The organism is Citrobacter sp. Cpo045 (assembly GCF_030332875.1).
GTDB classification, from domain to species: Bacteria; Pseudomonadota; Gammaproteobacteria; order Enterobacterales; family Enterobacteriaceae; genus Citrobacter; species Citrobacter portucalensis.
In genome coordinates this window covers 1-4,567 of sequence record NZ_JAOWGZ010000080.1, presented here as the reverse complement: position 1 = coordinate 4,567, position 4,567 = coordinate 1, and the positions used below count along the sequence as shown (strand labels likewise).

Below are 4,567 nucleotides of genomic sequence, written 5' to 3'. Positions count from 1 at the left end.
CTGAATCGCAGTCCTTCGACGATCTCACGTGAAGTTCAGCGTAATCGGGGCAGACGCTATTACAAAGCTGTTGATGCTAATAACCGAGCCAACAGAATGGCGAAAAGGCCAAAACCGTGCTTACTGGATCAAAATTTACCATTGCGAAAGCTTGTTCTGGAAAAGCTGGAGATGAAATGGTCTCCAGAGCAAATATCAGGATGGTTAAGGCGAACAAAACCACGTCAAAAAACGCTGCGAATATCACCTGAGACAATTTATAAAACGCTGTACTTTCGTAGCCGTGAAGCGCTACACCACCTGAATATACAGCATCTGCGACGGTCGCATAGCCTTCGCCATGGCAGGCGTCATACCCGCAAAGGCGAAAGAGGTACGATTAACATAGTGAACGGAACACCAATTCACGAACGTTCCCGAAATATCGATAACAGACGCTCTCTGGGGCATTGGGAGGGCGATTTAGTCTCAGGTACAAAAAACTCTCATATAGCCACACTTGTAGACCGAAAATCACGTTATACGATCATCCTTAGACTCAGGGGCAAAGATTCTGTCTCAGTAAATCAGGCTCTTACCGACAAATTCCTGAGTTTACCGTCAGAACTCAGAAAATCACTGACATGGGACAGAGGAATGGAACTGGCCAGACATCTGGAATTTACTGTCAGCACCGGCGTTAAAGTTTACCTCTGCGATCCTCAGAGTCCTTGGCAGCGGGGAACAAATGAGAACACAAATGGGCTAATTCGGCAGTACTTTCCTAAAAAGACATGTCTTGCCCAATATACTCAACATGAACTAGATCTGGTTGCTGCTCAGCTAAACAACAGACCGAGAAAGACACTGAAGTTCAAAACACCGAAAGAGATAATTGAAAGGGGTGTTGCATTGACAGATTGAATCTACAGCGGCTTTTTTTAATATGTCCCGTTCGTCGGTAACCCGTTTCAGCTCTTTCTGGAGACGGCGGATCTCGGCCTGAACATCTGACTGTTCTTTATTAGTGGAAGAATCCGGACCGTACTTCTTTATCCAGGCGTAAAGGCTGTGGGTGGTGATATCGAGACGTGTTGCAACGCTGGCAACAGAATAACCGCGATCAACAACCTGTTTGACTGCTTCAATTTTAAACTCTTCGGGATAACGCTTACTGCTCATGGGCACCTCTCTTTAAGCCATCTTAAATGACTCTGAGGTGTCTGTTAAACCCGTGGCGATTCAATAAAACAAAAAACCATCACTGTTAAGTGATGGTTAATGATTTCAATATGGAATTATTTAGTAATCAAACAAAATAACCAGGATTATTAATCAGATCACTTTGTTGAGTACTATGTGCCATTTCAACAAATTCAGACACGCTTGTAATTTCATTGAGTGTGGTGATTGCGAATAATCGAAAAGAAAACTCTTTATTACCTTTTCTTGGGTAGATGTTCAGGAAAAAATTCAACTTTTGACCAACCGGACACATACTTGAAACCGCAGCATAAGATTGTGTCTGTCTGAGGTACTGAGTGAGGAATTGAGCAAGATCAACACCCTCATCAGACGTTAACGACCTGGATGTCTGAACCTTTAATAACCTTACAAGGTTATCTATGGCGGTCTGAATAGGAAGAAGTTCTATCTGAGGAACCTTCAAAAAATCAGCTATGATAATACCAAGTAACTGGCTCTGATCGTTCATGAAATTATGGATATAAAGAAAGTGTGAGTCACCGAATCTTTCAGCAGAATCATACTTAAAATTCCATTCATTCAATACTGCACTGTACTTCATTTTATTCATGGTTAGCTCCTCTTTATATAAAAAAAGATTAACGCAACATTCATCGGTGACGAAATTCTAAGACCCGTTAATTTCGCCCCCTATTGGGGTCATAAAAAATTGTCACGCTACGGCCTGTCTGGCAGAATCCCCTGAAACCGATTTGCGATAAGTAACCCTGATGAAAAACCTCATTAATGATGTTGCGACTGAAGCACGGGCATTACTGAACGGTATCCTCGCTGACTGTGATACCGATGACACAACGGGCACATGCCTATTTGCCAGTCTGCTATTAGCTCGTCTGGCACATAGCAAAGGGTTATCAGCTGTGATTAGAGGTGGCGATGGGAAATCTGACGGCGGGTTATTCACTATGTATGGCGGGTTCGGTCATTACTGGTGTGAGATCTCCAACAACGATGAATTCCATATTGTTGATATATCGGCAGATCAATTTGGCTTCGAAGGAGTTATCGTTAAGAACATCAAAGAGGTAGAAGGCTGGCCACGTTACATCCCTGGAAACCAGGATGTCGTAAATGCTGGAGTTGAGGAGCTCTTCAACCACGGATACTAAATGGTCGAGTCTAAGTGCGATTTATACACCTCAAAACGCCCCCATTCTCGATTCAAGAATTATTGATTTACAAGTAATATCAGAAATATTTAGTTCACTCTAAGGCAAGTGAATGAAGAAGAAATTACCGTCATGGTCACCAGCTGAAGATCTGAAGCTTATAAAAGGGCTTAAGGATGGTTACTCATTTGCAGCGCTTACGTCCATTCTTGGATACAATGAAAGGATAATCCAGTTAAGATGTATCGAGTTGGATTTATACCTTCTCATAAGAGAAAATCTCTCCGAGCCTAACGAAATTACCCTCAAGCCTAACTCTTCAATCAGAGTGCCACCGGCTGAACCAGCTTCAGGTATAACTCTTAAAACCCTGCTAGATAATGGATGGGTAGCACACTGCATAAATGGTGAAAATGTTCTGTACTCTCCAGAATGGTGGCGAACAAGAAACACAAGCCTGTTAGTACCCGAAGATGAGGATACTGATCAGCTACATAAGAAAACATCTTCACACCTCATTACCGGTAAACCGTGGACTCCTGACGATACTCGGGTCTTACTTAAGGCGATACAACATGGTATCAGTAAAACGGCACTTGCCGAGCTTACCTTAAGAAGCCATCAATCCACTCTTCAGCAACTTATAGAGCTTGGAATGATTACCGTGGGCGCTGAAGACGATTCATCTAGTACGGTTATATGGTTAAATAAAAAAATAAGTTCTGCGAAATTATCAAAAAAACGTTTTCTTGATGTCCTGCCACTAATCGAATTCGGCTGGCACATTGATGGATTCGACCTTACCGCCCCAGATTGGTGGAGCAAGCATATAGTGCTTAATGAAATTATCTATGAAACCGTACCAGATAAAACCATTTCAAATTACCCGGCCAGAACTGACATTGATTGTGATAGTGAAAAACCACAACAAATTAAGGAAAGATCAGTGCCTGAACGGAACCAAAGAGAACCACAAAAACCAGCCAAATGGGTATGTGGAAACTATAAGTTTTTAATTACACTTCTATCTGAGCATCGTTCAATAGAAGTGATTGCCAAGAAAATGAATAGGACAGATGGCGCGATTAGGTCACGTCTACAGCATATCGGTATAACGCGTTACGAGAAACCAACAAAACCTGGTGAAAAAGGAAGTGTCATTAAAGCTACATCAATTTCTACAGATATCTTCAGAAACCAGCCATTTTTTGTGAAGAGATTACTCATAGATGCCGGATGGTCTGAAAAAAACAATGAATTGCATTGCCCGGTCTGGTGGAGCAATTATCCACACAACGTTTAACGGGCTTAGTCACGAACTCTACCCTGGAGAACTATATGTTTGATTATTTTAACAGACCATTTGACACTTTCGACTGGGCGCTGATTATAGGATGCGGAATCCTTTTTGTCGGGCACTTTATCTGGAAAATCTTCTTCAGCGATGAAGGCCGTAGGAAAATTGATAATGAAGCGCCGCCTCCAATCATGACTCAGAAAGTAGATGATGAAACGGATGGTAAATAAGCACACAAAAATAAAACGCCCTTAAGTTATATATAGTACCTTGAACTATGTATATTGTGTATTAAGGCAGAGAAATCTGCCTTTCTATTTGACAATAAACTCTTTAGAATTATAGTGTATTGTATGTTTAACGTGTATAAAGGAATGAACCTTGTCATCGGTTAAAGTCAAAGCAACTATCGTAGAAGATAATACTGGCATTAAAAGTCAGCTCCCCATCTTGATCACCGAACAAGGTGAAGTTGGTTCAGTTACCGATTACTTGCTAAAGATGGAAGCTGATGGTGCTAGTAATGCTTGGTAATGACTCCAACTTAATGATAGTGTTTTATGTTCAGATAATGCCCGATGACCTTGTCATGCAGCTCCACCGATTTTGAGAACGACAGTGACTTCCGTCCCAGCCTTGCCAGATGTTGTCTCAGATTCAGGTTATGCCGCTCAATTCGCTGAGTGTAACGCTTGCTGATTACGTGCAGCTTTCCCTTCAGGCGGGATTCATACAGCGGCCAGCCATCCGTCATCCATACCACGACCTCAAAGGCCGACAGCAGGCTCAGAAGACGCTCCAGTGTGGCCAGAGTGCGTTCACCGAATACGTGCGCCACAACCGTCTTCCGGAGCCTGTCATACGCGTAAAACAGCCAGCGCTGGCGCGATTTAGCCCCGACGTATCCCCACTGTTC

General features: G+C 42.6%; 7 protein-coding genes and 1 pseudogene. 5 read left to right on the top strand and 3 right to left on the bottom strand.

The genetic code is table 11. The features are described 5' to 3' along the window. Nucleotides 1-903 (top strand): IS30-like element IS30 family transposase (locus tag OGY13_RS05880; protein WP_286637561.1); only part of this gene is annotated, 903 nt, incomplete at its 5' end. A gap of 9 nt (nt 904-912) precedes the next feature. On the opposite strand, the pseudogene OGY13_RS05875 reads toward OGY13_RS05880, so the two are convergent. Then, nucleotides 913-1,161: pseudogene (locus OGY13_RS05875) on the bottom strand (transposase); the annotation flags it as partial. Between the two features lie 127 nt (nt 1,162-1,288). Further along, nucleotides 1,289-1,795 carry a hypothetical protein gene (locus OGY13_RS05870; protein WP_007372203.1) on the bottom strand — a complete coding sequence of 169 codons (507 nt, stop codon included), beginning with the start codon at nt 1,793-1,795 and terminating at the stop codon, nt 1,289-1,291. A 160-nt stretch (nt 1,796-1,955) separates the two neighbouring features. Between OGY13_RS05870 and OGY13_RS05865 the strand changes: the two genes are divergently transcribed. The 4 genes from OGY13_RS05865 to OGY13_RS05850 all read left to right on the top strand — a co-directional run bounded on the left by OGY13_RS05865 (nt 1,956) and on the right by OGY13_RS05850 (nt 4,185). Next, entirely contained in the window at nt 1,956-2,354 is a 399-nt protein-coding gene (locus tag OGY13_RS05865; protein ID WP_016241897.1) for a hypothetical protein, read from the top strand. A 112-nt stretch (nt 2,355-2,466) separates the two neighbouring features. Continuing rightward, nucleotides 2,467-3,657: a hypothetical protein gene (locus tag OGY13_RS05860; protein WP_009652915.1), complete on the top strand. Its 1,191-nt coding sequence runs from the start codon at nt 2,467-2,469 to the stop codon at nt 3,655-3,657. Nucleotides 3,658-3,692: 35 nt separating this feature from the next. Beyond that, nucleotides 3,693-3,881, top strand: coding sequence for a hypothetical protein (locus OGY13_RS05855; protein WP_007372207.1), 189 nt, complete (start codon nt 3,693-3,695; stop codon nt 3,879-3,881). Nucleotides 3,882-4,032: 151 nt separating this feature from the next. Further along, nucleotides 4,033-4,185 carry a hypothetical protein gene (locus OGY13_RS05850; RefSeq protein WP_177974068.1) on the top strand — a complete coding sequence of 51 codons (153 nt, stop codon included), beginning with the start codon at nt 4,033-4,035 and terminating at the stop codon, nt 4,183-4,185. 10 nt (nt 4,186-4,195) lie between these two features. On the opposite strand, the gene OGY13_RS05845 is transcribed toward OGY13_RS05850, so the two are convergent. Then, on the bottom strand, nt 4,196-4,567 hold a 372-nt coding region (locus OGY13_RS05845), incomplete at its 5' end, for an IS1 family transposase (protein WP_064168594.1).

Bases quoted from the DNA above. Each gene is read 5' to 3' on its own strand.
- OGY13_RS05865 (WP_016241897.1), top strand. From the start codon at position 1,956: ATGAAAAACCTCATTAATGATGTTGCGACTGAAGCACGGGCATTACTG.
- OGY13_RS05870 (WP_007372203.1), bottom strand. From the start codon at position 1,795: ATGAATAAAATGAAGTACAGTGCAGTATTGAATGAATGGAATTTTAAG.
- OGY13_RS05855 (WP_007372207.1), top strand. From the start codon at position 3,693: ATGTTTGATTATTTTAACAGACCATTTGACACTTTCGACTGGGCGCTG.
- OGY13_RS05860 (WP_009652915.1), top strand. From the start codon at position 2,467: ATGAAGAAGAAATTACCGTCATGGTCACCAGCTGAAGATCTGAAGCTT.